General features: G+C 61.8%; 22 protein-coding genes and 1 pseudogene. 15 read left to right on the top strand and 8 right to left on the bottom strand.

All coding sequences use genetic code 11. The annotated features are described in order from the left end of the window. Window positions 1-452: peptidylprolyl isomerase (locus tag GPA_RS16945; protein ID WP_197533102.1), on the top strand; the 452-nt coding region annotated here is incomplete at its 5' end. Window positions 453-461: 9 nt separating this feature from the next. Here GPA_RS16945 and GPA_RS12785 read toward each other — a convergent pair. Beyond that, the gene (locus GPA_RS12785) at window positions 462-2,036 is read right to left on the bottom strand and encodes a helix-turn-helix transcriptional regulator (RefSeq protein ID WP_015540122.1); all 1,575 of its coding nucleotides are present in this window, start codon (window positions 2,034-2,036) and stop codon (window positions 462-464) included. Between the two features lie 391 nt (window positions 2,037-2,427). Between GPA_RS12785 and GPA_RS12780 the strand changes: the two genes are divergently transcribed. The 6 genes from GPA_RS12780 (at window position 2,428) to nhaA (ending at window position 8,036) form a co-directional block, all read left to right on the top strand. Further along, entirely contained in the window at window positions 2,428-4,080 is a 1,653-nt protein-coding gene (locus tag GPA_RS12780; protein WP_015540121.1) for an FAD-dependent oxidoreductase, read from the top strand. 124 nt (window positions 4,081-4,204) lie between these two features. Then, on the top strand, window positions 4,205-4,873 hold the full coding sequence (locus tag GPA_RS12775) for a cytochrome c3 family protein (protein WP_041239616.1): 669 nt from the start codon (window positions 4,205-4,207) through the stop codon (window positions 4,871-4,873). Between the two features lie 261 nt (window positions 4,874-5,134). Further along, window positions 5,135-5,704 carry a GTP cyclohydrolase I FolE gene (folE, locus tag GPA_RS12770; RefSeq protein ID WP_015540119.1) on the top strand — a complete coding sequence of 190 codons (570 nt, stop codon included), beginning with the start codon at window positions 5,135-5,137 and terminating at the stop codon, window positions 5,702-5,704. A gap of 127 nt (window positions 5,705-5,831) precedes the next feature. Further along, complete coding sequence (locus tag GPA_RS12765) at window positions 5,832-6,101, top strand: ACT domain-containing protein (protein ID WP_015540118.1); 270 nt, start codon at window positions 5,832-5,834, stop codon at window positions 6,099-6,101. 121 nt (window positions 6,102-6,222) lie between these two features. Then, complete coding sequence (locus GPA_RS12760; protein WP_231847646.1) at window positions 6,223-6,408, top strand: helix-turn-helix domain-containing protein; 186 nt, start codon at window positions 6,223-6,225, stop codon at window positions 6,406-6,408. 167 nt (window positions 6,409-6,575) lie between these two features. Then, the gene (nhaA, locus tag GPA_RS12755; RefSeq protein WP_083809139.1) at window positions 6,576-8,036 is read left to right on the top strand and encodes a Na+/H+ antiporter NhaA; all 1,461 of its coding nucleotides are present in this window, start codon (window positions 6,576-6,578) and stop codon (window positions 8,034-8,036) included. A gap of 12 nt (window positions 8,037-8,048) precedes the next feature. Here the strand turns inward: nhaA and GPA_RS12750 are convergent, their stop codons facing one another. The 4 genes from GPA_RS12750 to GPA_RS17555 form a co-directional block, all read right to left on the bottom strand. Continuing rightward, complete coding sequence (locus GPA_RS12750) at window positions 8,049-8,468, bottom strand: response regulator transcription factor (RefSeq protein ID WP_015540115.1); 420 nt, start codon at window positions 8,466-8,468, stop codon at window positions 8,049-8,051. Window positions 8,469-8,621: 153 nt separating this feature from the next. Beyond that, window positions 8,622-8,954 carry a hypothetical protein gene (locus GPA_RS12745; protein WP_041239615.1) on the bottom strand — a complete coding sequence of 111 codons (333 nt, stop codon included), beginning with the start codon at window positions 8,952-8,954 and terminating at the stop codon, window positions 8,622-8,624. A gap of 1 nt (window position 8,955) precedes the next feature. Then, window positions 8,956-11,283, bottom strand: a complete 2,328-nt coding sequence (locus tag GPA_RS12740; protein WP_015540114.1) for a molybdopterin-dependent oxidoreductase — start codon at window positions 11,281-11,283, stop codon at window positions 8,956-8,958. A 111-nt stretch (window positions 11,284-11,394) separates the two neighbouring features. Continuing rightward, on the bottom strand, window positions 11,395-11,637 hold the full coding sequence (locus tag GPA_RS17555) for a hypothetical protein (RefSeq protein WP_083809137.1): 243 nt from the start codon (window positions 11,635-11,637) through the stop codon (window positions 11,395-11,397). A gap of 695 nt (window positions 11,638-12,332) precedes the next feature. Here GPA_RS17555 and GPA_RS12730 point away from each other — a divergent pair. From GPA_RS12730 to GPA_RS12710, 5 genes are all read left to right on the top strand, one after another. After that, the gene (locus tag GPA_RS12730; protein ID WP_015540112.1) at window positions 12,333-14,864 is read left to right on the top strand and encodes a molybdopterin-dependent oxidoreductase; all 2,532 of its coding nucleotides are present in this window, start codon (window positions 12,333-12,335) and stop codon (window positions 14,862-14,864) included. Window positions 14,865-14,900: 36 nt separating this feature from the next. After that, window positions 14,901-15,251 carry a 4Fe-4S dicluster domain-containing protein gene (locus tag GPA_RS12725; RefSeq protein ID WP_041239613.1) on the top strand — a complete coding sequence of 117 codons (351 nt, stop codon included), beginning with the start codon at window positions 14,901-14,903 and terminating at the stop codon, window positions 15,249-15,251. Window positions 15,252-15,330: 79 nt separating this feature from the next. Next, window positions 15,331-16,716 (top strand): MmgE/PrpD family protein, encoded by a 1,386-nt coding sequence (locus GPA_RS12720; protein WP_167536668.1) that lies wholly within the window; start codon window positions 15,331-15,333, stop codon window positions 16,714-16,716. Then, window positions 16,713-17,999, top strand: a complete 1,287-nt coding sequence (locus GPA_RS12715; protein ID WP_015540110.1) for an MFS transporter — start codon at window positions 16,713-16,715, stop codon at window positions 17,997-17,999. The genes GPA_RS12720 and GPA_RS12715 overlap by 4 nt, the downstream gene beginning before the upstream one ends. Window positions 18,000-18,088: 89 nt before the next feature. Then, window positions 18,089-19,375 (top strand): MFS transporter, encoded by a 1,287-nt coding sequence (locus tag GPA_RS12710; protein ID WP_015540109.1) that lies wholly within the window; start codon window positions 18,089-18,091, stop codon window positions 19,373-19,375. 156 nt (window positions 19,376-19,531) lie between these two features. Here GPA_RS12710 and GPA_RS12705 read toward each other — a convergent pair whose 3' ends face one another. After that, complete coding sequence (locus GPA_RS12705; protein WP_015540108.1) at window positions 19,532-21,049, bottom strand: amidohydrolase; 1,518 nt, start codon at window positions 21,047-21,049, stop codon at window positions 19,532-19,534. Between the two features lie 354 nt (window positions 21,050-21,403). Between GPA_RS12705 and GPA_RS12700 the strand changes: the two genes are divergently transcribed. Next, complete coding sequence (locus GPA_RS12700; RefSeq protein ID WP_041239612.1) at window positions 21,404-22,642, top strand: hypothetical protein; 1,239 nt, start codon at window positions 21,404-21,406, stop codon at window positions 22,640-22,642. A 287-nt stretch (window positions 22,643-22,929) separates the two neighbouring features. On the opposite strand, the gene GPA_RS12695 is transcribed toward GPA_RS12700, so the two are convergent. Beyond that, a complete protein-coding gene (locus tag GPA_RS12695; RefSeq protein ID WP_015540107.1) occupies window positions 22,930-23,310 on the bottom strand; it encodes a response regulator transcription factor in 381 nt (126 codons plus the stop codon). Window positions 23,311-23,755: 445 nt separating this feature from the next. On the opposite strand from GPA_RS12695, the gene GPA_RS12690 reads away from it, so the two are divergent. Continuing rightward, entirely contained in the window at window positions 23,756-25,192 is a 1,437-nt protein-coding gene (locus tag GPA_RS12690) for a helix-turn-helix transcriptional regulator (RefSeq protein ID WP_181813854.1), read from the top strand. A gap of 34 nt (window positions 25,193-25,226) precedes the next feature. Here GPA_RS12690 and mscL read toward each other — a convergent pair whose 3' ends face one another. Continuing rightward, window positions 25,227-25,676 (bottom strand): large conductance mechanosensitive channel protein MscL, encoded by a 450-nt coding sequence (gene mscL / locus GPA_RS12685; RefSeq protein ID WP_015540106.1) that lies wholly within the window; start codon window positions 25,674-25,676, stop codon window positions 25,227-25,229. 277 nt (window positions 25,677-25,953) lie between these two features. Here mscL and GPA_RS19360 point away from each other — a divergent pair. Beyond that, window positions 25,954-26,403 (top strand): annotated as a pseudogene (locus GPA_RS19360) (isochorismate synthase); the annotation flags it as partial.

Here is a 26,403-nt window from a genome sequence, read left to right as displayed (position 1 = left end):
CGCTGCGCCCGCAGCAGGTGCGCATGGCCGTGCGCGAGCAGCTGCGCGGCGTGCACCCGGGCATCGGCGACGCCGGCTACGTCATCGCCGACGAGTGGGAGGCGAACCCGCGCAACCGTCACATGGAGGGGTCGCTGTCGCTCGCGCACAAGAAGGATGCGAACACCGGCAGCTCCCAGTTCTTCTTCTCGCTGGCGGACCATCCGGAATACGACGACCGTTTCACCGTGTTCGGCCAGGTGGAGGAAGGACTCGACGTAATGCACCGCCTGCGTATCGGCGACGACATCGAGAGCGTGCGCGTGGAGGGCGCCGCCCCGCTTCCGAGCGACGACGACCTGCCCGAAACCATCGTCGTCGAAGGCGAGGACGGCCCGCAGGAAGTTCCAAACCCCGTCTACCAGGCCATGCAGGCGCTTGCGCACCTGCTGGAGCGGAAGGTAGTAGTCTAAAAGGGGGCGTCAGCGTTCCTCCCAGCCTTCCACGAAGTCGATGAGATCCTGCTGCTTGTGGATGTCGGTCTTCTGGTAGATCTTCTCTATGTGGGTGCGCGCGGTGTTCTTCGCGATGTGCAGGTCGCGCGCCACGATGGACAGCGTCCGCCCTCGGGCCAGGAACTGCAGCACCTCGCGCTCGCGTGGCGTCAGGCCGCACGCCTCGGCCACGCCTGCGCATTTCTGCTCTAGCGTGAGCTGCGGCTCGGGGTGCTCTTCCTGATCGTCGGCAGGCTTTTCCGTGCGACGTCCGGCACCTTTGATCAGGGGAATCGAGGATATCACGCTCTCCGGCAGTACGAGGAACGCGATGATCACCAGGCAGAGAACCGCCACCAGCGCAACGGCGCTCAGCTGCAGCACGCCCGCGTCCACCAAGGGGATCATGACGGCGCTCGCCACGTAGCCCGCGGCCATGCCCAGGAGCATATAGGCCACGCCCACGCCGAACACGTACGGCGCGGCGCCCGGCCCCATGCGCCGAGCGATCTCTCCGAACAGCACCCATGCCAGAATGTCGAACAGCTCGTAACCCGTTGCGATGAGCAGCACGGCCAAGGGCGCCCGCTCGCCGAACACGAGCGCCAGCGCTATCAGCCCGCCTATCATCACCGGCAGCGAAAGCCGGTAGACCAGCGTGATGTTCATGCGGTCCTTGACGAAGAACACGATCACGAGGAACACGGCTCCCACCACGACCAGGCTGAACGACCCGATCCCTCCCAAAAGTTCGAAGGGGTCGTCGCCGACGATGGGGAAGGCATCCAGCATGCGGATGAGGAACGAGAACACCATGATGGACACCATGAGCTTCGTGGAGGAGGCGTCGAGGCGAAGGTAGCCGTGCAGCGCGCGCCCGCGCGCGAAGGGGGCTCCCCCGCCCTCCTGCGGGGCCGTTCCTTCGTCTGCCTCCTGCGGCTCGTCCTCCATCTGGCCTTCCGGCAGGCCCGTCTTCCACACGATGCCGCAACGGCGGCATTCCAGGGCCAGCAGGACGATCGACGCCGCCGGCAGCGCGATGAAGGCGATGAGGTTGCCGTCGGAGGCCATGGCCAGCACGAGGCCCGTGACCACGGCGGCAGCCGGCGCGCAGGCGAGCGAGAAGTACAGGTCCTGCGCGGCGAAGCGCTCTCCCCACATGACCTGCAGAAGACCTGCCGCGGCACCTCCCGTTATGAGTCCGAGCATGAGCAGCGATGCCGAGTCAAGCCAGGTTGCAGCGGGGATGCACAGCGCCGACGACGCCGCGAGCCCCAGCATGATGTCGGTGAGCCGCTCGTGCATGCGCGGCATGCTTCCCACGAAGCGGGTCATGACCAACGCTGCGAGCGCTGCGGCCACGGCGCCGGCCACGAGGAACACCCAGTCGGTGCGGGCCTCGAAGCTCGACACCGAGGCCGAGAGGCTGAAAACGATCCAGGCTCGGCACAGGCCGAACCCCGCGATAACGATCAGATAGTCGAGCGAGAACCGGACGGTTGGCGCGTTCGGGGCGCGCTGCTCCGTCGGCGTCGCATCGGCTGCGGACGTCTTGCTCTTCATGGGCTTCCCCTTGCCATGTCGCATGCGACGCCGGCCAGCAACCGTATGTCGCGCGCGCCTCCCCTTACCCCCGGCCCCGTTCCGCCTGCACGAACCGTCGCGCTCCGTTCCCGCTCGGCGGGCAGCGCGACCTCCCATTGCGGGGGCCGTTTTCATCATACGGGCGAACCCCGTCGGCTTCAATCGGATCGATAATGTGAGAAGGGTATGTTTACCCAGTTCAGAAACTAAGTAACAGATAATTATGATAATCACACCCATCATCTGGTGTGCTCGTGGGAAAACGCGCCTAGAATGCGCCTGTTGACGGACGGGCCGTCACCGAGGAGGGGGACGGTCGATGCGGGGAGCATCGATCACAGGAGCCCGTTCGATTTTGCAAGGAGGAACCATGAGCGAGATTTCACGTCGCAATTTCCTGAAGGGCGCCGCCGTGGCCGGTGCCGCCGTGGCCGGCTCCGCCGCGCTCGCGGGCTGCTCGTCGGGCGGTTCGGCCGCCTCGGGCGACTGGATGCCGAAGTCGTGGGACTACGAGACGGACGTCGTCGTGGTGGGCTACGGCGGAGCGGGCATGTGGTCGTCCCTCGTCGCGGCCGACGAGGGCGGCTCGGAGGTCGTCATCTTGGAGAAGGCGCCCGTCGAGGGCGGCGGCAACAGCCGCATCAACAACGGCGAGTGGACGGTCATCAAGGACGAGAAGCTGTTCCGCGACTACTGCGTGGCGTTCGGCCATGGCCTCATCGAGGAGGACATGATCGACGCCTACATCGGCGAGGCCACGAAGCACACCGACTACGCCGACAAGTACGGCATGACCTACGAGGTGGCCGAGAAGGCGCTCGCCGGCACCATCCCCGAGTACTGGTTCCTGGACGACGGCAAGTATGCGGGCTGCATCGGCGTGTCCAACGTCGAGGGCTTCGGCATGACCACGTTCCACGAGCTGGAGGCCAAGCGCGCCGAGCTGGGCCTGCCCATCGAGCTCAAGTTCGCCTGCACCGAGGAGCACCTCATCCAGAATCCCGACACCAAGGAGATCGCGGGCGTGCGCTTCCTCGAGGATGGTGCCGAGAAGACCATCAAGGCGCGCAAGGGCGTCGTGCTGTGCACGGGCGGCTTCGAGTTCAACGAGGAGCTCAAGAACACCTACCTGAGCATCTACCCCTTCAAGTTCGAGGGTTGGCAGTACAACACGGGCGACGGCATCCGCATGGTCGAGGAAGTGGGCGCGAAGCTCTGGCATATGAACATGGTCATTTCCACCACGGCCATGTGGACGCGCGACCCCGACTACGACTTCGCCATCTTCGCCAGCCCGCAGTCCGACGCGTTCTTCACGGTGAACCGCCTGGGCAAGCGCTACCAGAACGAGGCCAAGACGGGCGGCACGGCGCATAACGGCTGGCACACCCTCATGTCGTTCAGCGACAAGATCGACGACTACGATCGCATACCGTCGTGGCAGATCTTCGACCAGAAGGGCATCGACGGCGGCCCCATGGGCACGCAGCAGGGCGGCTGGTTCGAGTGCGGCAACTACACCACCGACCTTCCCGACGAGCTGCGCGCGTGGGACGGCTGGTCCGACGACAACCAGGTTGAGATCGAGCGCGGCTGGGTGCTCAAGGGCGACACGCTCGAGGAGCTTGGCCAGAAGATCAAGGACTTCGACCACTGGATGGACATCGACACGCTCAAGGAGACGTTCGCCGAGTACCAGGCCTTCTGCGATGCCGGCAAGGACGCTCGCTTCGACCGCGAGCTCACGGCCGAGGAGAACAAGCTCTCCGAGAGCGGCCCGTACTACGCCATCTCCATCTACCCCGGCTCCTGCTCCACGCTGGGCGGCCCGAAGAAGAACGTGAACGCCGAGGTGCTGGACCCGGCCGGCAACGTCATCCCGCGCCTGTACGCCGCGGGCAGCTTCGGCAACTTCCAGGCCCACAGCTACGGCATCACCGGCGGCAACAACTCCGAGAACATGGTGTGGGGCCGTATCGCCGGCCGTCACTGCGCCGGCTTGGAGCCCTGGGACAAGAAGTAGTCCCGCAACCTGACGACGCCGCGCGCCGCGCCCTCCCTCCCTGCGGCGCGCGGGCGCATTTGCGACCGGGCCCGGTCGGCCGTTTGCGGCCGGCCGGGCCGCAACCATGATAGGAAAGCTGGCTATGACGAACGAAACGACGAATACCGCCCGCAAGGGCTTCATGGCCCTGGCCGTTGCCGTGGCGGTGGTGGCCCTGGCCGTGGTGCTGGGCACGGCCGTGGGCTGCGCGCCGAAGCAGGCGGGCGAAGGCGAAGGCTCCGCAAAGGTCCCGAAGGAAGACCCCATGGCCACCCAGCAGGTGGATTGGACCATGGACATCGACTGCAAGACCTGCCATACGACCGAGACCGAGACCTTGGCCGACGTGCAGTGCCCGCAGGCGTCCGAGCATGGCGACCTGGCCTGCAACCAGTGCCATACCCTGGAGACGCCGCTCAAGGAGGCGCACGAGGGCGTGACCTACGCCGACAAGCCCGCCTCGAAGGCCACCGTGGTGACGGTGGACGCGCTCACCTGCCAGGACCCGGCGTGCCACGGCACGATGGCCGACATGGCGGTGAAGACCGCCGACAACACGGAGTTCAAGGACGAGAAGGGCAAGGTCCAGAACCCGCACGAGTACGTGAGCAACGAGCAGCACGACGCGAACCCGCCCACCTGCACCGACTGCCATAAGATCCATAGCAAGAACCTGCAGAAGGATGCCATGATGTGGTGCGCCCAGTGCCATCACAAGGGCGTGTTCCAATGCGGGACCTGCCATGAGCTGCGCGAACGCGAAGTGGCCTAGCGCTTGAACCTCGCCTTCCCCCGGGCCGCGCTATCCTGCGGCTCCGGCGAAGCGGCCGCGCCCTCGGCGGCCTCGAGGCGGTTGCGACCCTGCGGACGCCTCCGGCTGGCTGCCTTGCGGCGGCGAGCCTCCTTAGAAGACCCGGCAACCCTCCCTCCCCGCCGGGTCTTCTTCCTTTTCCGTGGCCCCCGCGGCGCCCGGGCGGGCGCCGGCGCGCATCCGTGCTATCATGCATTCGACCAACGACGAGGAAAGACGGTTATGGACGCTGCGAAAATCGAAGCAGGGGTGCGGCTCATCTTGGAAGGGGTGGGGGAGGATCCCGAGCGCGAGGGCTTGCGCGAGACGCCGGCACGCGTGGCACGTATGTACGAGGAGGTGTTCGCGGGCCTGGAGCAGGACCCGGCGGAGCACTTCGCCACCACGTTCGACGAGCACCACGAGGAAATGGTGCTGGTGCGCGACATCCCGTTCTACTCTATGTGCGAGCACCATCTGGTGCCGTTTTTCGGCAAGGCGCACGTGGCCTACATCCCGGCGGCCGACGGGCGCATCTGCGGGTTGTCGAAGCTCGCGCGCCTCGTGGACGTGTTCGCGAAGCGCCCGCAGGTGCAGGAACGCCTGACCTCGCAGATCGCCGACACGCTCATCGAGCAGCTGCACCCCCAGGGCGTCATCGTGGTGTTGGAGGCCGAGCATCTGTGTATGAGCATGCGCGGCGTGAAGAAGGCCGGCGCGAAGACCACCACAAGTGCCGTCCGCGGTGCTTTCGAGCGCAGCCAGGCCACCCGTGCGGAGGCCCTGTCGCTCATCTTCGCGCGACGGGACTAGGGGCTCCACCGCACTTGGCGGCGTGGCCGAGCGGCAAGGCAGCCGAACCGCCGAAATGTTTCACGTGAAACATACGTTCGTTACGAGGTGCGAGGCCGATTCGCGCCACGAGGAAAGGAACCAACCTATGAAATGCGTCATCTCCGTTCTGGGCAAGGATCGCAGCGGCATCGTGGCCGCCATTGCCACCGCGCTGGCCGACTGCGGCGCGAACATCGACGACATCAGCCAGACCATCCTGGACGACATCTTCTCCATGACGATGCTCGCCACCCTCGACACGGAGAAGGCCGACTTCAACACCGTGCAGGAACGCCTCGCCAAGATCAGCGACGACCTGGGCATGCAGATCATCATCCAGCGCGAGGACGTTTTCCAGTACATGTACAAGATCTAGGGGAAACGTACTTTTGCATGAGATGGAGGGACTCTAGCGGCAATTCGTTGGTGATTTGCTACACTCCAGTTCAGCAGCTTTTCGTACCGTTCTTAACATGGACATTAGAAAGGCGCTCGGTTTGAGAATCAAGGAGTTGCGCGAAGAGCGCGACCTACCTCAACGTGCCTTTGCCGAGGCTTCCGGTTTGGATCGCAGTTATCTGGCCGCTATCGAGAACGGCCAGATAAACGTGGGGATCAAGACTGTCGAGCGCATTGCTGCCGGATTCGGCATTTCCGTGGAGCAGTTATTCAAAGGCATTTAGTAATACGCTCCTCGTGGGCATCTCTGCATGGCAAAGCATGCCTTTCGGACACATGGTTTCCCGACGAAACACATCCAAGTGCTCAAGGCGCATGTCTTGTTGGGCAGATTCTGTTCGTTGCTTTTCCGTAGCCGATGCTTTCGGCGGTCTTCCGTATACTGGAACCTATGACATCAGGGAACGACAAGGTGGGGCGCGACGAGCTGGGGCCGGCTTGCTTGAGCGGCGATCCGGCTTGCTCGCCTACGGAGCGCATCTTGGAGCCGGAGGTGCGGCACCATCATCGGCGTAGGCGCAAGCTCCTGGAGTTCACGCACTCGTCCACCCGGGCGACTATGCTCATGCTCGTGGCGGCCGTGGCGGCTCTTGTCATCGAGAACACGCCGGTGCTCCCGTACTTCGCCGCATTCTGGCACGATTTCGACCTGGGCTTCTCGCTGGGCAGCTTCGCGCCGCACCTGTCGCTCGAGCATTTCATCAACGACTTCCTCATGGCCATTTTCTTCCTGCTGGTGGGCTTGGAGATAAAGTTCGAGCTCACGGCGGGCGAGCTGCGCAACCCGCGCAAGGCCCTGCTGCCCATCTTGGGCGCGGCCGGCGGTGCCGTGGTGCCGGCCGTCGTGTACACGGTGGTGAACATGGGCAGCGGCTTCGAGCAGGGCTGGGGCGTTCCCATGGCGAACGACATCGCGTTCTGCCTGGGTATCTTAGCGCTGCTGGGCAGCCGCATACCGGCGGGGCTGCGCTCGTTCTTGTCCACGCTCACCATAGCCGACGACATGATCGCCATTCTGGTGATCGCGGTGTTCTACACGGCCGACCTCGATATCGCCTGGCTGGCAGGCGGCCTGGCGTTGTTCGCCGGTGCGCTCGTCATCAACCGGCTGCATGTGTACGACCTGTGGCCGTACCTGCTCATCGGGTTGGCCATGTGGGTGTGCTTCCTGCTCTCGGGCGTGCACGCCACCATTGCGGGCGTGCTGCTGGCGCTGGCCATTCCGGCGAAGTCGCAGGTAAAGCTGGATCGGGCGCCGGGCTGGTTCGAGGCGAGGGCGCGCAAGGCCGACGAGCGCTACGACCCCGGCGAGCCCGACATCGTGCAGAAGGAGTACCTGGGCGAACTCGACGAGATCGGCCGCGTGTCGCGCATGGCCATTCCGCCCATCACGCGGTTGGACTACCGTCTGCACATCCCTGTGTACTTTTTCATCCTGCCGCTGTTCGCGTTCTCGAACGCCAGCGTGGTGCTGACGGGTATGGACCCTCTCGCCGTCATTGCGAACCCCGTGACCATCGGCGTGTTCTGCGGCCTCTTGTTCGGCAAGCCGCTCGGCATCTTCCTGGCCACCTGGCTCACGGTGAAGCTGCGCTTAAGCGATCTCCCCGCTGGCGTGAGCTGGGGCCATATCGCAGGCGTGTCCGTGCTGGGCGGCGTGGGCTTCACCATGGCCATCTTCGTGACGAACCTGGCATTCGTCGATGCGAGCACCATCGCCATGGCGAAGGCGGCTATTCTGGCTGCTTCGCTCGTGGCCGGCGTCGCCGGCTTCCTCGTGCTGCGCCGCGTGACCGACGAGGAAGAGGAAGAAGGGGCTGCCGATGACGGTGAAATCGCGAAAGAAAGATGAAGGGCGGCTACGTCACTGCTGGTTCTGCTCAAGCAGCTTCTTCAGCTCCGATGAGCTATGTATGCCCAGCTTCCTGTAAATCGAGTACTTGTGTGCTTTGGCGGTAGACGGGGAAATACCCAGCGCGTTGGAGATATACGTGGGGTTTCGCTCGTTCGCTAGGTAGCGGAGGATATGTCCCTCGCGTTCGGTCAGCCCGTATTCCCGTTCAAGTGCCAGAATGGCTTTCTTTCTCCTGCCGGGAATGTTCCCGCCGATAATATCGAACAAAGGCGTTCCCGACCGGGTGAACTCTATGGTATCTAATGCGTCGATCAGATCTACAAGAAGGTGTCCAAGCTGCTGCTTGCTTTGCGTTTCGGCGAGATAGCCGGGAATGGCATTATAAAGCAGGGCTGCCGCTTCGAGCACCTTCGTTTCGTTTTCGTCCATAACACCGCACTTCCCTTGATAGTAATACTATTGGGTATTATATCCATAGTGTAATCAAAGTAGATCGATCAACGATAAAGAATCTTTTGCCGACAAAAGGGCCCTTTGAAAAGGGCCCCGGAACATAACAGTTTAGTGCTGGCTTGCTTCTGCCTAGGGGATGAAGCACGTTACTTTCCTACCGTGATCGGCCATGGCCGTGGACAGATCATCGAGCGCGACGAGCTCTATGCATTGGGCCAGACAATGATGAATACAGGCAGGCTTTTTCCCGGCTTTCACACGGTCTTCGCACAGATCGCAAAGATCTGAGGGAACAGGCACGTAATCCCAGAGCCAAGAGCCTTTCATCTTCGCAGGACCCAGTTCGTTGACCTTGATGCCCCACTCGTCAAGCGGGAGATCATGCTCTTTTCGGCATGAGACCTCGCACACATGACAGCCTGTGCAATATTTATAATCTATCAGCAGTGCATATTCGCTCATGTTAGGCCTCCTTCCTCGTAGCGACGGGGCTTGCTGGATCAATGCCGATCGCGCCCTGCTCGGTGTCGGGGCTCAAGGAGCCGAGTGCGTCGAGCCCGTCCACCTTGTATATCTTGCATAGGACGTTTTTGAATGGAGCACCGAAGCCAATGCGGCCTATAGCACGATGTGGCACGAGACTGTTGATGTTGGACTTCCACACACCGCTTAGATTGGGTGCTTCTGGATCCTGTTCGGGGAACCACCATCCGTGCTGGGCGTGTATGACTCGCGGATCGATAATAGGGGTGACGTGCGCTTTCTCGATAGCTTTGCCGAGCGGGTTCTCGATGCACACCCAATCGCCCTCCTCGATGCCGTATAGTGCTGCCGTTTCGGGGTTGATCTGCACAAGAGGGTTCGGCATGAGGGCGCGCAAGGACGGCACTTGTCGGTGCTCGGAGTGGAAGGAAGTGGTTTCGCGTCCACCCGTGGTCATAATGAGCGGGTATTCGTTGGCAAGTTCGGGACGGCTGAACGGCGTGAGTGCATTCTCTTCGAAGTAGGGAAGGGGATCCTCACCCCAATCCTCATAAAGGCTCGAGCATAGTTCGACCAAGCCTGTGGGGGTGTTGAAGCCCGGTTCGCCATCTGGTCGCAGCAGGCCCTTCTCGTACTTGCGGTACTCGAACTCCTGTTGCACCCAGCCCAGCTCCTGCAGCTCCTCGAACGTGATACCGAGCTGGGGCTTGATCTGCTCGGTGAAGAAATCGGCCACGTTGTCCCATGGCCATGCCTTCGGATTGAGCCGCTTGCCCACCATGAAATCTATTTCGAGGTCGGAGCGGCAATCTCCCACCTCGACGCACTTGTTCATGGCCATGACCATGTGAGTGTTGCGCCCGAAGTGGGGAAGCACCACGCCGTCGTGCTCGGCGAACGTGGTCACTGGCAGGAACAGGTCGCACAGGCCCATGGCCGTAGGGGTCATGAAGACGTCTTGGCAGACGTTGAACTCCATCTTCTCGAGCGCCTTGAACCAGCGTTTGCCTTGCGCGTTGGTGGTGTTCGCTATGCCGTTGGTGGCGTAGAACCACGCCATCTTGAGCGGATAGGGCTCGTCGGTTTCCAGTGTGTCGAGGATGCAGTCGGGATGCGCTATGAGGTGTGCGGCGCGAAATCCCTGGTAACGGGGGTCGGTAATCTGCTTTTCGAGCATGCCCGGCGGGAGCTGCTGGGCGCATTCGTATCGCCACTTCCCCATGAAGCTCGCTGGCACGGCCAGTGTCACCCCTCCTGGCACGTCCAGATCGCCGAGGATGGCCGCGAGGATGAGCACGGTGTGGCCGGCCTGCACCCCATTTGCGTTCGTGTCTATGGCGAGCCCCCACATGAACGATGAAGGATGGTTCTCTGCGATGGCGCGTGAGGCAGCGGCGATGGTGGCGGCCGGAACCCAGGTGATCTCCTCCACCTTATCCAGCGGGTACTCGGCAGCACGCTCCTTGAGCTCATCGAAGCCGTAGCACCAGTTCTCAACGAAGTCGTGGTCGTAGAGATCTTCCTGTATCAGATAGTTGATCATACCCAAGCCGAGTGCGGCATCGGTGCCGGGACGGAGCTGCAGGTGGAAATCGGCATGAGCAGCCATCCATGTGACACGCGGGTCTACCACCACGTAGCGCGATCCGCGCTTCATGAGGTCGATGAGCGTATGGCCGAAGAACCCGTCGGGGTTCGAGAACAGGGGATCCTTTCCCCATAACACGATGTACTTCGGCACCTCGTAGCGCGGGTCGTCGTAGCGGTCGGGGAAGAAGGCTGCGTAGTCGAGCTCGGGATAGCCCGCCCCGAGTATGAAGTCGGCCACCGAGCAGCGTGGCCCATAGCACGAGTCGCCGCTCATGGGGAAGCACGAGTTCGGTGTGCCGAGGGCGGCATAGGCGAGCGGTGTTTTGTAGAGCGTGGCCTCGCGGCCCGTGCCCTGGAAGGCCACAATGGACTCGGCGCCCCAATTCTCCTTGACGTAGCTCACCCGCTCTTCGATGATGTCGAGCGCCTCGTCCCAGGTAATGGGCTCCCAGGCGTCCTTCCCGCGATCTTCGCGTGCGCGCTTCAAAGGGCTCAGGACGCGCTTCTCGCTGTACATATACTCGGGAAGCGTGAGGCAGCGCACGCACAGGCGCCCTTGGGTGATGGGGTGGTCCGGATCTCCCTCTACGTCCACCACCTTGCCGTCTTTAACGGTCAGGTACATGCCGCACCCCACCGGGTGGTCGCCCGGCGGCGACCAGGCGCAGGTGCGGCACTTGACCACGCCGTCACCGCATTCGATTATCCGCTCTGACATAACCTCTCCTCTCTCGTGCTGTTTATCGCGTGGTGGCACTTTTCCGGTTTCAAGGATGATTTCGCTGAGAAAGGCGACCTCTAAATGCCGGAAAGTGCCGGAGCCACGGGCCTACTTGCTGATGGGCGCTCCCGGCGCCTTCGGGGCAGAGGGGGCGTTGGGCATCCCATGAGCCGTTGGTGCGGGTACGACTGCCGGGGAAGCCGGTGCGGGCGCGTCGTCCTCGGCGCCTTCGGTCGGCGACTTGCAGAAGGGGCATTTCTTGGGCAGCTGCCCCGCTACGCGGTTGATGCGCTTGCCGCAAGACGGGCAGGTGGCGGGGGGCAGTTCGGTCTCGGCTGGTCTGAAGCACATGGCGAACCTCTTTCTCTCAATGCTCTCGACGTGCGATGACTAAACCGAAATAGTATTAATTCTTTGCCATCGCCTTTCAATAAAATAATACGAAAGGGGTTAACTGAATAGTACTAAAAAGACTATGTACTATTCTATTTTAAGAATATGTTACAGGATTTTAAAGGAACACTTAGTTCGAAAAAAGCCTAATATGCAGGTAAAACATCTGTTAAATATAAACACACCAGTTTATTTATCCAAAAAATAGTATAAATAGACACCTTGATTACTAATACTAAATAATATTATTTTGATGTCACAAACTAAACCAAATTGACCTAAGCCAAAAGTGGTTAGTTAAAGGAGGATCGTATGTGTTTTAGGCCTGCGGCGGTCGAAATGTCCAACAAGTGTCCGCAGTGCGGATGCGAATGCGCGCTCAATCTCGAGCATTGCCCGCAATGCGGAGCGGCGCTCCCCAAGGTGCCGGCCATGCCCGGCATGCCCGGTGCCCCCGGTGTGCCCGTTCCGCCCGGGGCCCCGGCTCCGCCTGCGTCTCCATCAGCGCCCCGTGTTCCGCACCCATGAGCGTTGCGCGTAGGCAACAGTCCCGTTTCTGTAAGCTTCCGGCCAACGCTCTGCCCGCCCGAGGTTTGAGCGTTGGCCGGCTGCCGAAAACCCAGATCGATGAATCGCCAAGAAAAGGAGGAGGAATGGATTACCAAGAGTTCCTCGATTCGGTCGACCGCGAGGCCTACCACGAGGGGGAATGGCGGTGGCGGGAGGGCGAGTACACCGTCACCCGCACCAATCATTGGTCGCCCCCTGGCTGCCATAACGGGTGCGGCGTGCTGCTCTACGTCGACCAAGAGGGCAGGCTTGCCCGCATCGAGGGCGACCCGCTGTCGCCCTTCAACAACGGCAAGCTTTGCATGCGCTGCCTCGACATGGTGGAGGCCGTAAACCATCCCGACCGGTTGAAGTACCCTTTGCGTCGGGCCGGCAAGCGCGGCGAGAACAGATGGGAGCGCATCACGTGGGACGAGGCCTACGATGAGATCGTGGAGCGCGTGAACACCGTCAAGCGAGACTTCGGCTCCCACACCATCCTGTTCGTGCATGGCACGGGACGCAACATCGGCTGGCAGCTGCCGCTGTTCGCATCCACTGCCCTCGAGACGCCCAACGTCTGCAACTTCGGGTTCACTGGCTTTGCCTGTTACCTTCCGCGTATGATCGGCGCATCGGCGAAAATGGGAGAAATGACCATCGCCGACGTGTCCGAAACGCATGAGATGCGCTATGCCGACCCATCCTTCCGCCGCCCCGATGTGATCATGGTTTGGGGTAACGAGCCTCTTAAGGCCAATGCCGACGGCTTCCTTGGCCACTGGATCGTCGAATGCATGCAGATGGGTACCCAGATCATCTCCATCGACCCGCGCCTAACCTGGCTCGGAGCCAAAGCCGCGTACTGGTTGCAGGTGCGCCCCGGAACCGACGGCGCGCTGGGCATAGCGATGCTGAACACCGTCATCAACGAGGATATGGTCGACCATAAGTTCATCGACAGCTGGTGTTACGGCTACCAGCAGCTCGTCGAATCGGTGCAGGGTAAGGATGCCGATTGGGCCGCCGAGATATGCGGTGTACCGGCGGACGACATACGCGGAGCAGCCCGCTTGTACGCTACGGCGGAAAGCGCGTCCATCCAGTGGGGCCTCGCGTTCGAGCAGCAACTGTCCGCATTGGGCGTCACCGCGGCGGCGTGCGATCTCATGGGTGTTACCGGCAACATCGACAATCCCGGAGGGAACCTGCTCATCAAGTGCGCATTCGATATCGAGAAGCGCTACGGTTTGGGTGATTTCAAAATCCCGCGCGAAAACTATGCAGGCAAGCTTACTTTGTCGGCGGGCATCGAGTCATCCGATATCGTGGCCTGTGCGTCCTCAGATGCCCTACTGCACGCTGTGGAGACAGGCGAGCCCTTCATGCCCCAGATTATCTGGCTGCAAAGTGCCAACCCGCTATCCTGCTCGGGCATGGACGCACCGCGCATGTACGAGGCCATGAACAAGATCCCCTACTGCGTGGTGGCCGACCCCTATATGACGCCGACTGCCGTGGCTCATGCCGATATCGTGCTGCCGGTTGCCATGAGCTGCGAGCGCAACTCCGTGCGCACCTGGTGGACGCCCGCCCGGTCCATCTCCAAGTGCGCGAGCTACTACGAAGCAAAGTCCGATGAGCAGATCATCCTCGACCTGGGTCGCCGACTGAAGCCCGAGAACTGGCCCTGGAAAGACGACAAGGAGTTGGCCACGTGGTACCTCACCGACCAGTACGCCGAGGGCGGCACGCGTTACGAGGGTGATTTCGAGGAGCTGCAGGAGCGCGGCGGCTACAAGTATGACCCGTGGGATGCCGAGTACTACAAGTACCAGAAGGGCATGTGTCGCCCCGACGGCCAGCCGGGCTTCGACACGGCAACGGGTCGTTTCGAGTTCTGGAGCTGGGGGTACAACCATTGGGGAGTCGATCCGATGCCCTACCACATTGAGCCGAAGGATAGCCCAGTATCCACGTCCGAGAAGCTGGCAGAGTACCCGTTCATCGCCACGTCGGGTGGAAGGTCCTACGAGTTCTTCCATTCCGAGCACCGTCAACTGGAAACCATGCGCGAGTTCCATCCTTGGCCGCTTGTGACCATTCATCCCGAGGCTGCGGCTGAATACGGCATCGAGGATGGCGACTGGGTGTGGATCGAGACCACCCATGGCCGATGCCGCCAGAAGGCGTTCCTCTTCCCCGGCATCAAGAAGGACACCATTCATATGGAGCACGCTTGGTGGTTCCCCGAGCAAGAAGCCGCAGAGCCCAGCCTGTACGGCACGTTCGACTCAAACATCAATAACATGGCGCTCAACTTCGAAACGGGGCAAGGCGGCATCGGTTCCGGTATCAAGAGCTTCTTGGCAAAGATCTACCCCTACGTCGAGGGAGACCAGATGCCCGGCGAGAAGGTCACCCGCGAGGGCGGCTGGGGCGACTACCTGCCCGGCGTTATGGCGGGTGACAAAGAATCGGCAGAGAGGCAGGCTGCCGAAGGCAACAGCGCCTTGCTCGCCCAGATCGAGGCCGCTCGGCGCGCCAAGGAGATGAAGGTAGAGGACGCCGACATGCAGGGCCGGAACGCGCTCATCTACGCGAAAGAGCACGCCGACGGCCTGCAGGATGCCTGACCGCCCAAACGACCCAAGAAAAGGAGGCGAACGACCGTGACTAAGGCGATTCTCGTCAACTACGACTACTGCACGGGCTGCCACTCATGCGAGGTGGCCTGCAAAAAGGAGCGTGGCCTGCCGAAAGGCGAGTTCGGCATTAAGGTGTGCGAGGTGGGGCCGTTCCAGTACAGCAGGGACCAGGGGCTGAAGGGCGTATGGGAATGGACGTATATGCCCGTCCTGACGCAGGCATGCAATCTGTGCGCCGACCGTACGAAGGAGGGCAAGATGCCCATGTGCGTGCAGCATTGCCAGGCATGGTGTCTGTACTACGGTGAGGCGGAGGACCTGGTCAAGAAAATGGACGGCAAGACCCGTTGGACGCTTTCGACCACCAAGGAGTAAGGGGGCCGGGCGGCTTAGACCGAGAGGGGAACCATGCGCGAAGTCGCCCGGAAACCATTGAAAAGGGGGTTCCATGAACATGACCGACGAAGTTTGCGCGCACGTCGCGGCCGCAGACTACGCGATACTCGACGATTTCACCGTCGGGCGAGTCAAGACCCGTGTGCTCGACGCGGTGGGCGTCATAGCTGCCGGGGTGCACGCGCCTCGTTGCGACGATTTGTTCAACCTGCTCAAAAGCTATGGAACAGCGCCTCAAAGCACGGCGTTTTTTCGCGGCGAGCTTATGGGCGCTCCGCAAGCTGCCATGGTGAACAGCTTCGCCATGAGATCCTACGATTTCGAGGCCATCGAGGCCGAGAACGAGAATCGCAAGAGCAGTGCCGCTCACATCAGCGGTACGACGGTGCCCACCGCCTTCGCCGCCGCAGAGCGCGTACATGCGAGCGGCAGGGAGTTCCTCACGGCTTTGGTGGTGGGCGATGACGTTGCCGCGCGTCTGGGAGCGGCATCTGGCTTCGATGTGTATGGAGGCTGGGATAACACCAACACCATCAACGGGTTGGGCGCTACTGTTGTCGCCGGCAAGTTGGGCGGCCTCAACGAGCAGGAGCTCAACAACGCGCTCGGCCTGAGCCTGAACATGTTGGGCGGGTCGATGGACAACATCAACTACAAGACGCTCGCGTTCAAGCTCCCCATGGCGCTTGCTGCCCGCAACGCCATCTTCTCGGCCGACTTTGCCGCCCGTGGCATGACGGCCACCCACGACGCCATCGGGGGCAAGAAAGGGTATTTCTTCCTGTTCTGCGGCGAGAAGCAGCAGCCGGAGCTGCTGTGCAAGGACTTGGGGCGCGTTTTCTACGGCGATGTGGTCATCAAGCCGTGGTCGGCCTGCCGCGCCACGCACCCCTCGATCGATGCCTGCATGAAGATCGTCGAAGCGCACGAATTCGATCCAACGCAAGTGGAGAGCGTAACCATTCATACCACGCCCCGCACAGCTCAAGGGTTCGTGGGGCAGCCGTTCGAGGTAGGCGAAGAGCCCCAGGTGAGCGGAGCTTTCAGCATCATCTACACGGCGGCAGTCGCCCTTGTGGAAAAGGCTGTGCGCCCCGAGCACATGAACCGGGAGGCCATGGAGGATCCCGCGCTGAAAAGCATGATAGCGAAGATCGCCATCGATCCCTCCTTGCCGCCCGACGAGTACCAGACGGCGGAGGTAGACGTGGTCATGCGGGACGGCACGTCTTATCACGCACGCTGCGACGTGCCCAAAGGCGATATCTACCGCAGCCCCCTGACCGAAGGGGAGGTTCTCGACAAATTCTACCGGAACATCGAGTTTTCTCGCACGCTGCCGCACGAGGCTGCCGCACAGGTGGTTGAGATGGTTACGCATCTTGAAGAGCTGGACGACATCGGGGAGCTCGTGGCGTTCATGGAAGAGAGGAGAATGAAATGACCGCAGAACAGAAAGCTACCGCGAAGAAGGCGCTCGGCATCACGGTCCAGATAGCCGCGCTGCTCGTTATCACGCTGCAGTATGCGAAGTCGTTCTCGACGCCGGCCATGTCGGCCATTGGAGCGGCATACGCCCCTGCGGGCGTCGATTCGCTCATGCTTAAGAACATCGAAGGGCTGCCCTCGCTTATGGCTATTGTAGGCGCGTTCGCCGTGGGCATCCTCGAGCGCTATATGAAAAAGAAGACCATGCTTATCATTGCCATGACATGCACCCTCGTCGGTGGGGTGGTTGCTGGTCTCATGCCGGAGACCATCGAGGGCTTCTACGGCATATTGGCGTGCCGCGTGGTGCTGGGTTTCGGCCGCGGCATGATATTCCCTATGGCGTCATCGTTCATAGCCGACTTGTTCGAGGGCAGGCAGCGCGACCGCCTCATGAGTTTCAAAACGGCAGTGGGAGGTCTCTCGGGTTCGGTGTTCCAGCTGATCGGCGGTTTCCTGGCCGTCATGTCGTGGCGCTATTCCTTCATCGGCTACCTGTTCATCATCCCCATCGTGGCGATGATTGTGCTCTGGCTTCCGGAGCCCGACGTAAAGCCGGCTGGGACGACGGCCGACGGCAAGCGTGGTAACGCGCTCAAATCCATCACGGTAGCCGCATGGATCGTCATCCTCTTGGCAGGCGTGTGGAACTTTTTCCAGTTCTCGTACTTCACCAACATCTCCTTGTGCATCAAGGAGGCGGGTTTGGGCGACACGGGCTTCGCTGGCATCATCAGCTCCACGCAGACGCTTGCCGCCGCGGTGGGCGCCATCTGCTACGGTGCGTTTCTTAAGGGTCGCCTTCGGGGATTCGACCTGCCTATCGCTCTACTCGGCGAGGCCGTGGGCTTCTGGATTCTCACGCACATCGTCTCGGTGCCGGGCTACTACGCAGGCGCCATTGTATACGGGCTCGCGTTCGGCATGTTCAACCCCGCCCTCATCCTGCAGATCGTGAAGGTTCTGCCCAAGGAAGGTGCCACGTTGGGGCTCTCGCTTTTGGCTGCGGCGCAGAATCTGTGCCAGTACTTCTCCGCCTACGTGCTTGCGTTCTTCGCCGGTCTCATGGGCGTGGCGGCTACGGGCCAATTTGCCGGTTGGAACGTGGCATGGCCGCTTGCGACAGCTATGGCCGTGCTTGTGGCCGTTATCATCGTTATCACTAAAGCGAAGCATCCCGAGTTGATCGCCGGCCTGAAAGAACCGGGTAAGCAATCCGATATCGAGAAAACCGTCTAGTTGGGGGAACGGCACGTAAAAGATGGTTGTACTGGATTCGAGTGATCGGGGCCGGCGCCCGCCGGCCTCTTCTGCCGAAGGGGGATCGCATGCTAGTTCGCGATGGCAAGCTTCTAGGGAGAGTACCGTATGCATTCGTGATCGTGGGGTGTTGCTGCCTTCTCCAGGCGTTTGGCATGGGCCTCATATTGAACTGTGGAAGTCTGTTCTATGTTCCTGTCTGCGAGGATATGGGGTTTCTTAGATCGGAGATTGCCACGTACATGACAGGCTATTTCGTCGGAACGACGTTGGTAACGCCCTTGGCCGGAAAGCTTCTCTCACGGTATGACATACGCGTTGTCATGGCATTGGCCATCGTGGTGCTCTCGTTCTCCGTCGGAGTCATGTCAACCTACACGGCGATATGGCAGTGGCAGGCATCAGGGTTTCTCGTCGGGGCGGCTGGTTCGTGCATATTCGTGCTGCCTTCCGCGACGCTGGTGGGGAACTGGTTCGTCAAACGGCGCGGTATGGTATACGGCATTGTCATGACTTGCTCGAGCGTATCGGCGGCAGTGTTCTCGCAGGTTCTGCACGGCATCATAGTGGCCGACGGATGGCGAGAGGCTTATTTGTTCGTCGGTGTCGCCTCGTTTTGCGTGATCTTTCCCTGTGCCCTGCTGCTGAGAAGGAATCCGTCCGACGTGGGTGCCGTCCCCTATGGGCTCGTGCCCAATAAGGTAGTCGGAAAAGCGTCAGTTGTACGAGGTGTTGCGGTGAAGGTAGCCGTGGTCTCCTTGGCGTTTTGGTGCTTGTTCGTATTCGCCGGTATTGCGTCGTTCATTCATGGAGGCATCGAGCAGCATCTTCCCGGTTACGTCGAGTCTGTCGGGTTCACCTCGTCATTCGCCGCAGCTGTGGTATCGGCCCAGTCCGTCGGATCGGTGGTCGACAAACTGGTCATGGGCTGGCTGAACGACAAGCTGGGGGTGCAGCGAACCACCATCATCGAGCTTGTGCTCATCGTGCTGGGCATTTTAGGGTTCGTTCTGCTGCACAACCCGGTTTTCCTCATCGTGTCCGCTGTTTTGTTCGGCGTGCAGGATTCGCTTATGTCGGTGAGCCTTCCTCTGCTCATTCGAGAGGTATTCGGTTCTAAGAACTACACGCAGATCCATGCGTGGATACGTACCGGCGTGGGGGTGTTCGGATCGTTTTCGGGCATTGTCGTCGGTGCGGCATATGATTTCGCAGGCACCTTCGTCCCCGCTTTTCTGGGATTGATGGTCATCTGCTTTTTGGCCATGGCCTGCATCCGCGTTGCCTACCGAACAAGCAAGGGATTGGTTTGGGAAGCGACGGGCTGCGTATCGGATGGAGACGCCAAGAAGTAAGAGGATTGCTATTTCCCGATTGCAGAAAGCTTTCATAGTGCTGGACGGAGTCAAGGGGGGCCCGGCTGCTTGCGGCCGGGCCTTGTAGATCGTTCGCTTGCGGCGGACGCCTCTTGTGCGATTGTTATGACGGCCACAAGCTGACGCCAGGGGCGTCTACCGCTCGTACATCACTTCGCCGCCCAGGATGGTCGTCGCCACCTTGGTGGTTCGGTAATCCTCCACGTTGCCGGCGATGAAGTCGTTGTCGAACAGGCACATATCGGCGAAGCTGCCCACCTCCACCGAGCCCATCTTATCGTCGTCGTGGCTGAAGAACGCCGCGTTCTTCGTCCACATGATGAGGGCCTGGATGGGCGTGACCTTCGACTCGTCGCCCTTGGAGAGCGTCTTGCCCGTGGTCTCGTCCAGGCGCGTGACGGCGTAGTACATGCCGAGCATCGGGCTGGGGGAGACGACGGGAGAGTCGGAGCTGCCGCCGGCCAGGATGCCGTTCTTGAACATGAGGCCCGGCGACTGGAAGCGCTCGACCTGCTCGGGCCAGAACAGCGGCTCCTCGCCCATCTGGGACACGAGGGTGGGCTGCAGGCACACGCCCACGCCCAGCTCCTTCATGATGGGCCACTGGTCCTCGTAGGGCAGCTGGTAGTGGATCAGGTAGTGGCGCAGCTCCTTCACCGGGCGGATCTTGTTGGCCTCCTGGAAGGCGTGCAGCGCGCGGTCCTCGCTCGCGTCGCCGATGGTGTGGATGCCGAACTGCCAGCCGAGCTCGGTCGCCTTGCACACCAGCGCGTCGATCTCCTCCTGCGTGTAGATGGTGTCGCCGTAGAAGCCGGGGCGCTGGCGGTACTCGCGCCGGCTCATGGCGGCGGTGAACGCGGCCGTGATGCCGTCGAGCGTGACCTTGCAGCCGTTGAGCTTCAGCATCTCGTCGCCGAAGCCGGTGACGCAGTCCATCTCCTCCAGGCGGCGCAGGTTGTCCTCGAAGGAGCCGAACTGCGGGTCCAGGTAGAACATGAGGTTGCCGCGGTAGGTGAGCTTGCCCTGCTTGCGGGCCTCGTTGTAGATGTGCATCTGCTTGTAGTTGAGGTTCGCGTCGATGGCGCTGGTGATGCCGAAGGAGTTCAGGCGCTGCCCGATGAGCACGAGGCTCTCGAGGTGCTGGGCGTCGGTAAGGGCCGGCTTGGCCTTCAGCATGGGCTGGAGCGCGCCGTTCTCGTACAGCAGGCCGTCGAGCTCGCGGCGCGTGATGACCTCCTGGCTGTCTTCCCAGATGAGCTCGTTCCAGCCGTCGCCCTCGATCCACTCTCCGTCGGGGGTGTTCGCGGCCTTCTCGGCCACGGCGTCGAGGATGGCCTGGCGGCTGGTCACGCCGTTGAAGTCGAGGTTGAGCATCTGCTCGCCGGTCCACTTGCAGTGCATGTGGCATTCGACGAAGCCGGGCGTGAGGATCTTGCCGGAGGCGTCGATGACCTCGGTGTGCTCGCCGATGAACTGCTGGACGTCGGTGGCCGTGCCCACGGCGATGACCTTGCCGTCCTTGGCGGCCACGCCGCCGTCCTCGATGATGGGGAAGTCCGTCTTGCCTTCCTTCACCTCGTCGCACGTGATGGCGACGGTGTAGATCTTCGGATGCTGGATGACCAGGTCTGCCTCGGGATACCAAGTGCTCATAACAGGTTCTCCTTTTCCTTCGATACTATCGCGGAAAAGCGGAAGAGCGCCTTTGCCTGCATGCGGCAATGCGGCCGCACCGGTCGGCGTTATCGTGAAACCATGAATCATCCCCGCTGCACAGCATAGAGTAAAACTCGTCCTTCCTGCCACCGGCCGTAAGGACGATATCGCGGGTATGATCGTACTTTCGGCCGATTCCCTTCCGGCGGGGGCGTGGGGTAGGATGGGCCGCAACGTAATCCTTCCTCGGAAAAATCCATAACGTGCTGCAAAGGGCGACAAGGGCGGCCATCTGCCTGCTCGCCAGGGGTTTTGTGGCAATACCAATCGGAAACGAGAGAAGGTGTCATCGTGGAGAACACGATCATCGACGACGATGCGACCATCGTCGCAGACGCACCCGCATCATCGAAAGCACCCGCGACGGCCGTGTCCCGCAAGGAGATCCTGCCGGCGTTCTGCATCACCGTCGTAGCCGCCATCGCGCTGTACGCGCTCATGAGCTACGTGCAGCCCCTGCTCATGAACAACAACTTCATCTACGACTTCGGCACCATGATGACCGGCTGCATCGAGGGTTCGCCCCTCTACCGCGTGGCCTGGTTCTTCGCCGACCTGACCGAGGGCTCGTTCATCGCGGCGCTCCCGGCCTCCATCGGCATGATCATCATGGGCTTCGTGGCCGCCGCGCTCGAGCGCAAGAAGTCGGCCCACGCCGGCACCGGCGTGGCGGGCAACGGCCACATCTTCACCACCATGTTCGTGACGACCTGCCTGTCGCTCATCCTGGGCCAGCTGCTCTACGGCGGCCTGTTCGCCAGCGGCTGGATTCCCACGTTCGCCACCGTGCTCACCGTGCAGGTGTTCGTGATCTTCTACGGGTCCGACCTGAAGAAGGTGGCAACGTCGCTCATCCTGGGCACTATCGTCACCTGCCCGGTGTGCTACGCCCTGCTGTACGGCATCGTGTCCCCGCTGGGGCTGCCGCTGTTCATCGCCGTGTCCGCCGGCGTGGCCATCGTGGTGCCGGTGTGCTCGCTCATCTTCCGCCTCATGCCGTGGATGACCATCCCGGCGCCGGCCGAGGGCGCGAACCCCACGGACCAGAACAAGAGCAAGTTCTTCGTGCACCAGATCTTCGGCGACATCGGCCAGCTGACCATCTGGGGCAGCTCGTGGGCCACGATCGGCATGTACGTGGGCGGCATCATCTCGTGGGTCATGAACCCGCTGCATCCCGCATACGGCTCCGGCAACTTCCCCCTGCTCATCATGGTGCAGGTGGTCACGGGCGCTCTGGCCATCCTCATCTGGTACCCCAAGTGGAAGAAGACGGGCATGGCCTTCACGTTCGCGGGCATCGTGTTCGCGTCCGCCGTCGTGAGCACCTATCCGCCCAGCTGGGCCATCGTCATCCCCACCATCCTCATCGGCGCCGTGGTGTTCGCGCCGCTGGTCGAGTGGGTGCTGAAGGTGTTCCGCTTCAAGGGAACCTACCATCCCATCTGCCTGATCCAGGTTGCTATCTTCACGGTATGCACCGCATGGTCGTTCGCCGTCATGTACCTGATCATGCCGATGCTGGCTTAACTACCCGGTCGCAGCGCGCACCGACAGGCGCGCTCGACATCTTATTCCTCGAGCCCCTCGCCGCATTCAGTCCCCGCGGCGGGGGGCTTTTGCGCTGTGCGGTTAAGGCGCGGCGGGGGAGGACGTCCGAAGAGGCGCCTTCTGCGAAAAGGCTTTAGCTAAGGTGCTTCGGCTGCCGAGGAGCGCTCCTCGGGTCCTTCGCTCCGGGGGGGGGGTGGCTGGCTTCTTGACGATATCCCTCGACTTCGCGCCTTCTGTGTTCTGCTTGGTGCGGCGCTGCGCAGAGGCTAGCGTGCCGCGTCGTGCAGTAGGGCGACGAGCGCCGTGCGGTTGGGCACGTGGGCTTTGGCGAAGATGTTCTGGATGTGGGATTTGACGGTGGAGAGGCTGATGCACAGCCGGAGGGCGATCTGGTCGTTCGTGAAGCCCTCGGCTATGAGTAGTGCAACGTCGCGCTCGCGCGACGTGAGGGCGGAGAGCAGCGCGTGCTGCGAAAAGGCGGGTTGGCTCGCGTCGGGCTCCCCGTGGCCTTGCAGGGGGGTGACGCGGACGGTGAATGCGCAGGCGTCATGAGGGTCGTCCTCAACCTGCATGCGGAAGCAGAGTCCTTGGGCGTTCGTGAAATCCAGGTAGCGCTCGGAGCCGTGGGCGGGTGTTCGGGTGCTCATGGCGAACGACGCCTCCCTTCATTTTGACGCTCCCCTTCCGGGAGCGACCCGGAAGGGGAGCAGGGGGTGATACTTGGTTTCCGCTTTCTCGCGAAACTTCAGTAGTTTGTCGCGCTCGTGCCCGTCCCCCTGTTTCACCTCCTTGCGGTATTCCTTCCTCGGAAATGCCGGGCAAGGCGCACGTGCTGGATAAAATAATGCGGTTTCGGCTTGGCCGGCGCCATCCTCCGCCAGAGGTGGTTTACGCTTCCCGAGCATCTCACCCCATAAGTATTAGATGCTTTTCCAGCGGGTTTAGGTATACTCGCCAGTGGCGTGAGCGGGGGCTATACAGCCTGTTTGACGTGGGGCTGTGCGTTTGCTCGCGAAGTCGATGGATATCGGGGGGATCCATATGGAGGCTGAGGGCACTCGCTTTGGCGGCATGCGTAAAGTTGTCCACGATGTGCGGGAGCAACCGACGCTTTTCGTTGGCTTCACCGCCTACAAGACGTTCGCCGTCCTGCTGTTCCTGGACGGTTTCTTCTTTCCCGGCACGTTCCGGGTAGCCGGCTTCGAGTTCTCCACCATCGTGCCGTTTCTGTTCATCTGCGCGGGCGTGTGCCTGTTCTTCGCATTCCGCTTCAGGAAGATCAAGGTATTCGACAAGGACGCGTACCTTTGGTTTCTTGTGGTCAGCATGGTGCTGGGCGTGTTCTTTCTCTTCATGGAAACCCATGCGGGGATTGCGGACGACGCGTTCCGTTTCGCGACGCTGGTGTTGGGCATGGTGCTGCTGGCCGTGGGAACCATGGGCATCCATATAGAGCTGGGGCGCATCTTCGGCATGCTGGGAATGACGCCCACGTTGACGTTCGGCATTGCCTCGGCGCTTGCCACGGGGGTGCTGTCGCTGGGTATCACGCTGCTCGACCCGCTTTTGCGGTGGGTCGTGGCCTTCGTGCTGCCAGCTTTCATCGTGCTGCTGTTCTACTGCGCGAAGGGCAGGGTGTTCCCCGATCAGAAGGTGCTCTACCGCGAATCTGCGAACGACCTGTTCATTCCCTATCGCTTCATGGCCACCTCCGTCACGCAGGGCTTGGCGCTGGGTATACCGCTGGGCTTCTTGAGCTTCTCGGGCTTTCTCTCCCAGATGCTCGATTCGGTCGGGTACTTCTTCGCGGCAGCGCTCGCCTTGCTGGCGGTGCTGGTGCTGCAGATGGACTTCAACCGCTCAATCTACCAAATAGGGTTTCCGCTTGCGGGGGCAGGTTTGCTGGCGGTGGGCATGCTGGGCCCGTCGTCGGTAATGGCGGGCGTGCTGCAGGTGACGGGATTCCTGTACCTTGACCTGGTGCTGTGGGGTTTGGGATCGTACCTTATCAAGAACTGCGACCAGCCGGCTACCTGGGTTGCCTCTTGCCCCAGCACGGCGCTCATGTTGGGGCGCGCGCTGGGCATCGTGGTGGGCAGCGTGGCCCTGCAGGTGCTGGCGGATTCCGCGCAGATCGTCGTGTTCTTCTGCACGCTGGCTTTTTTGGTGCTGATGACGGCGCTGCTGCTCACCAACAACGCGAACATGCGCACGGGCTGGGGGTTCGTGCGTCCCGGAGATCCCGATGAGGCCACGGACAGCTATCGCACCTGCGAGGTGGTGGCGCAGGACTTCGGGCTGACGCAGCGCGAATTGGAGATCATGTACAGCCTGATAGAGGGAAAGTCGCGCAAGGAGATAGCCGAGGACCTGTACATCACCTCGAACACCATCAAAACGCACCTGCACAATCTGTACGGCAAGCTGGATATCCACTCCGAGAGCGATTTGAAGGCGTTCGTCGCGAAGCGCGAGCGGATGTTCTCCACCGAGGAGGATGCCGTGCCCCTGCCGCCCGAAGAGGTATGAGGGCGGGCATGGCAACGCTCGGCGGGCGAGCGTCCTACGCCTTGGCGGTGAAGCCGGCTGGTTCGGGCAGCTCGGCCGTGCAGTGGGGGCAGCGCGTGGCTCCCTCGGCCACCTCCTCGAGGCAGTACGGGCAGTGCGGGGCCTCCTTCTCCTGCGCCTGCTTGCCGTGCTTCGCCAGCGAGCGGGCCTTGTTCAGGGCCTTCACCATAAGGAACACCACGAACGCGATGATGACGAACTGGATGACGGCGTTGATGAAGCTTCCGTAGGCGATGGCGGAATCGCCCGCCCCCAGCGGCAGGTACAGCTTCATGTCCGAGAAGTCCACGCCGCCGGTGAACGCGCCCACGATCGGCATGATGAGGTCGCTCACTGCCGAGTTGACGATGGCGGTGAACGCCGCGCCGATGACCACGGCCACGGCCAGGTCCATCACGTTGCCCTGGTTGATGAAATCCTTGAATTCCTGTAAAAACTTCTTCATGGAGGCCCTTTCGTCGATCGTGACGCTTCGTCTTCGGAGGTTCGTTCCAGTATAGGATGCGGCCGGCGTGCAGGCGAGAAGTTCATGGAATCGTTGACCGGCGCACGCTGGCAACCCCTTGCGGCCGCGGTCGGGAACCCGGCGCTCGGACGGGTATACTATGGGGCTGTGCGATCTCGCGTGCTGCTGTTCCCGGACGATCGGAGGACCTCGTGAACAAAGTGAAGACCACGGTTAAGACGATGCTCGGCTTCGAGCAGGTGCGGTAAGGAGCGTCATGACCAAGATCCATTCGCATACCCTCCCGATCGGGGCCGATATCGTCGACGCGTTCTGCCTGATGCAGAAAGGGTTCACCGACCAGTTCGTATACTACGACAAGCAGCGGGCGTGCCGTTATATGGGGCTCGGGCGCTGCATCGCGCTTCCGACGCTCGACGGGGCCGAAAGCGAGTTGGAGGGGCCGGTGGAGCAGCCGCCCGTGTATTTCTCGTTCAACCGCTTCGATGCGGAGAATCCGGCTCCTGCCGACGAGCTGTTCGAGGCGTTCCCCCGGCTGAAGTTCATGCTGCCCGAGATCGTGCTCATCGAGAACGAACGGGGCACGCTGTTGCAGGTGAACTCGCTCGGCCCGGTATACCCGGGCCGCATCGCACGCTTCATGCGCCAGGCGCTCGCCGCGCCGCCGCGCCGCCGCGAGACGGTGCCGTACCGGCTGGAGCCCGAC

This window comes from Gordonibacter pamelaeae 7-10-1-b (assembly GCF_000210055.1).
GTDB lineage: Bacteria > Actinomycetota > Coriobacteriia > Coriobacteriales > Eggerthellaceae > Gordonibacter > Gordonibacter pamelaeae.
The sequence above is the reverse complement of the archived record's forward strand: the minus strand, read 5'-3'. Positions and strand labels throughout refer to the sequence as shown.

Excerpts from the sequence above, each read along its gene's own strand:
- GPA_RS12785 (WP_015540122.1), bottom strand. The coding sequence starts at position 2,036 with ATGAAGAGCAAGACGTCCGCAGCCGATGCGACGCCGACGGAGCAGCGC.
- GPA_RS12780 (WP_015540121.1), top strand. The coding sequence starts at position 2,428 with ATGAGCGAGATTTCACGTCGCAATTTCCTGAAGGGCGCCGCCGTGGCC.
- GPA_RS12775 (WP_041239616.1), top strand. The coding sequence starts at position 4,205 with ATGACGAACGAAACGACGAATACCGCCCGCAAGGGCTTCATGGCCCTG.
- folE (WP_015540119.1), top strand. The coding sequence starts at position 5,135 with ATGGACGCTGCGAAAATCGAAGCAGGGGTGCGGCTCATCTTGGAAGGG.
- GPA_RS12765 (WP_015540118.1), top strand. The coding sequence starts at position 5,832 with ATGAAATGCGTCATCTCCGTTCTGGGCAAGGATCGCAGCGGCATCGTG.
- nhaA (WP_083809139.1), top strand. The coding sequence starts at position 6,576 with ATGACATCAGGGAACGACAAGGTGGGGCGCGACGAGCTGGGGCCGGCT.
- GPA_RS12750 (WP_015540115.1), bottom strand. The coding sequence starts at position 8,468 with ATGGACGAAAACGAAACGAAGGTGCTCGAAGCGGCAGCCCTGCTTTAT.
- GPA_RS12745 (WP_041239615.1), bottom strand. The coding sequence starts at position 8,954 with ATGAGCGAATATGCACTGCTGATAGATTATAAATATTGCACAGGCTGT.
- GPA_RS12740 (WP_015540114.1), bottom strand. The coding sequence starts at position 11,283 with ATGTCAGAGCGGATAATCGAATGCGGTGACGGCGTGGTCAAGTGCCGC.
- GPA_RS17555 (WP_083809137.1), bottom strand. The coding sequence starts at position 11,637 with ATGTGCTTCAGACCAGCCGAGACCGAACTGCCCCCCGCCACCTGCCCG.
- GPA_RS12730 (WP_015540112.1), top strand. The coding sequence starts at position 12,333 with ATGGATTACCAAGAGTTCCTCGATTCGGTCGACCGCGAGGCCTACCAC.
- GPA_RS12720 (WP_167536668.1), top strand. The coding sequence starts at position 15,331 with ATGACCGACGAAGTTTGCGCGCACGTCGCGGCCGCAGACTACGCGATA.
- GPA_RS12715 (WP_015540110.1), top strand. The coding sequence starts at position 16,713 with ATGACCGCAGAACAGAAAGCTACCGCGAAGAAGGCGCTCGGCATCACG.
- GPA_RS12710 (WP_015540109.1), top strand. The coding sequence starts at position 18,089 with ATGCTAGTTCGCGATGGCAAGCTTCTAGGGAGAGTACCGTATGCATTC.
- GPA_RS12705 (WP_015540108.1), bottom strand. The coding sequence starts at position 21,049 with ATGAGCACTTGGTATCCCGAGGCAGACCTGGTCATCCAGCATCCGAAG.
- GPA_RS12695 (WP_015540107.1), bottom strand. The coding sequence starts at position 23,310 with ATGAGCACCCGAACACCCGCCCACGGCTCCGAGCGCTACCTGGATTTC.
- mscL (WP_015540106.1), bottom strand. The coding sequence starts at position 25,676 with ATGAAGAAGTTTTTACAGGAATTCAAGGATTTCATCAACCAGGGCAAC.